The organism is Nocardia sp. NPDC004278 (genome assembly GCF_053602975.1).
Genome location: NZ_JBSGEQ010000083.1, coordinates 1 through 2,847, shown reverse-complemented (window position 1 = coordinate 2,847; position 2,847 = coordinate 1). Strand labels below are relative to the sequence as shown.

The window sequence follows — 2,847 nt, the reverse complement described above, 5'->3', positions numbered from 1 at the left end:
CATAACCATGGGAGCCTGGGGTGAGTCAAGACCTACAGAGGACATAAGATGAAGAGATCTTCGACAGGGAGAGGTAGCGCCGTGCCAGCGAAGTACGAGCTAATTGCAGACGACATCCGTCGGCAGATCGAGGCGGGTGAGCTAATCCCTGGCGACCGCATTCCCGGTGAAGCCGCGCTAGTCGAGCGATACAAGGTCAGCCCGCCCACACTGCGACAGGCCCTATCGGTCTTGCGAACCGAAGGGCTGCTGGAGGCCCGACACGGCATCGGAACATTCGTCCGACGGCCTCGGCAGAAGGTTCGTCGTGATGCTGCCCGATACCAGTGGGAGAAAGATCGAGTCCATCAGCCGGAGTCGGAACGCCGATCAACCGGCGCGACAGAACGGGACACCGGCGTAACGGTCAACGCCCTTCGGTTCTCGGCACGTTACAAAGTGATCGACGCCGACGAGCGCATCGCTGAAGTACTCGGAATATCTGTCGGCGACCAGGTGCTTCAACGCAACTACCGGACAATGCTTGACCACGAAGGTGTGCCGCTCAACCTCAGCACGTCCTACATCGCGTATGACATCGCTTCGGCGAACCCTGAATTGCTGGAGGACAGCAACGAGCCATGGCCCGGTGGTACCCAGCACCAGCTTTTCACTATCGGAATCGAGGTCGACCGGGTAGATGAGGCGATCAGTACTCGCCCCCCAACTGCGGCCGAGACGGATGAGCTTGACCTCTCGACCGGAGTATCGGTGTTCGTCGTGCGGAAGTGGCTCAAGGACACCAGTGATCGTGTCGTGGAGTTCTCCGACGTCATCCTCCCCGGTGACCGGACAGAATTGATCTTTTCAACCAAGCTCGATCGCTGGGACGTCTGATGAACCACACAATTTCTGTCATTACGGCGACTTACCGGCCGATTGCAGAGTACTTGGATGCCGCATACAAATCGCTTGTGGCGCAGCAACTTCCGGAAGACTGGGACTGGGAGTGGATCGTCCAAGAGGATGGAACGACGGGCGCAGCGGCTCCGATGCTTCCCGATGATTCGCGCATCATGCCCGGGGTAGGTCGCCATGGAGGCCCCGGCGTGTGTCGTTCATTGGCCCTTGCCCGATCGGTTGGTACGTACGTCAAGGTGCTTGATTCCGACGACCAGCTCACGCCTGGCACACTCGCACGCGACATCGAAGCACTCGCACAGCCAGGAGTCGGCTGGACCACTTCACGGGTTCTTGATTTCCTCCCGGACGGATCGACGATCGGGTTCGACCAGGACCCCGACGACGGACGACTGCCGAGCGGAACCGTTCTCGACCACTGGCGCAAGAACGACTTTCGGGCACAGGTCCATCCAGCTACCCTGTGCATCCGCCGAGACCTTCTCCTCGCCGCAGGCGGATGGATGGCACTTCCAGCCTCCGAAGACGTCGGCCTGCTGCTTGCTGTTGACGCCCTCACGGACGGATGGTTTACAGCCGAACCCGGCTTGCTCTACCGCAAATGGGACGGGCAGATGACCGCTCATCCCACCCACCTCGACCCTGCCGAGCGCAAAGCGCGAATGCACCTCATTGAGGAACGAGCAACGTCTATGCACCTGACAACATCGTTCGACCTTGCCCCCCAGCATCAGAGGGTCTGAGGCTGGCCGGAAGCGGGCGGGGTGGGGTGTGGGTGGGCGGGTGGAGGTGGGTGGTGGTGCCAGTAAATGGAACACCACGTCAGCAGAGCACCCCAGGCGGTCACGTCTCCCACCACCCGCCGATTACCCCGAAACTCTCGGAACTGTCGGGAGTGTAGGAGTTGTGAGATGCGGATGAACACGAAGTCTCGAACGTGCCCAGTCCGCTGAGGGCCGGTCACTATCGCGAGTTGTTGCCGAATTTCGCTATATAGGATCAAGGCGCCTGCGGCGGCGCATGCGCGCCGCCGCCGCGCAACCGGCGTGCCTGGCTGCGCTGGCGGCACACCGGCGCGTCGGCGGCACCCATGCGCTACGAGGTTTTTGAGGACCTCGTAGCGAACATTGGCAACCCATGCGATGCGGCAGGCCCAGGCGAACGAGGGAAGTTGCCGAGCGCGCGGTTGCCCCCGCTTCACAGCCCCACAACAGCCCAGACATCCCGGTATGACTCGGGCCAAGGCAGGGGTGGAGACGTTGCGACAGCGGGGTTCGGTGTCGGGGTGCTGGCAGTGAGGGGGTTGGGTTTGGGTGGGGAAGTGGAATTGCCGAACGGATCACCGAACCCGAATCGGCCCGGCACTCTGCCCGATCGACAGCCACCAGCCGCGGCGACTCCCATACGGTACTGCCGCACGAGCTTCGCTCGCTTGCCTCATAAGACCAGCCTGCCGAACCCACGTACTGGGTCACCGAACCGTCACTGGTCAGCCGATTCAGCCAGGGCACTCTGCCCAATCACCAAGCCGCTCACCAGGAGCCGAGTGAATTGCTGAACGGAATCCGCGGACAGGGTGACTGGCTATGGTTACCTAGATCCCTGCCTCCTCATGGCCCAATTGTCTGACCTCACTCGGCCGAGTCAAGGGAAAAAGCGCCCTTGACACGACCTCCCTCAGCTCAGAGATGGCCAGTATGAGGAAGCAGGGGAAGGGAAGTCACCAGACGTGCGCAACCCAACCCAGAACAGGGGGGCTAAAGACCTACCAGCGCACTACCTTTGAGTGTCACCACGATGTCACAAGTAGGGCAGACAACCCCGAACCTTGGCGGACCAAACCATCAGGATGCGGTACGCCGATAGCCTCCAAAGGACTCGCGTGGACGGGCCGAGGCTGCCTCCGGAGCAGAAGGCCGCAGGTTCGAATCCTGCCGAGGGCACGCA

2 protein-coding genes and 1 tRNA gene are annotated in these 2,847 nt (G+C 61.6%); all 3 read left to right on the top strand.

The window, feature by feature from the left end:
- The first annotated feature begins 81 nt into the window (after positions 1–81).
- Positions 82–876: a GntR family transcriptional regulator gene (locus ACWEO2_RS43885; RefSeq protein ID WP_452410808.1), complete on the top strand. Its 795-nt coding sequence runs from the start codon at positions 82–84 to the stop codon at positions 874–876.
- Positions 876–1,643 carry a glycosyltransferase family 2 protein gene (locus ACWEO2_RS43880; RefSeq protein WP_452410807.1) on the top strand — a complete coding sequence of 256 codons (768 nt, stop codon included), beginning with the start codon at positions 876–878 and terminating at the stop codon, positions 1,641–1,643. Before ACWEO2_RS43885 ends, ACWEO2_RS43880 begins: the two co-directional genes overlap by 1 nt.
- Before the next feature lie 1,131 nt (positions 1,644–2,774).
- A tRNA-Ser gene (locus tag ACWEO2_RS43875) sits at positions 2,775–2,843 on the top strand.
- Positions 2,844–2,847: the final 4 nt, after the last annotated feature.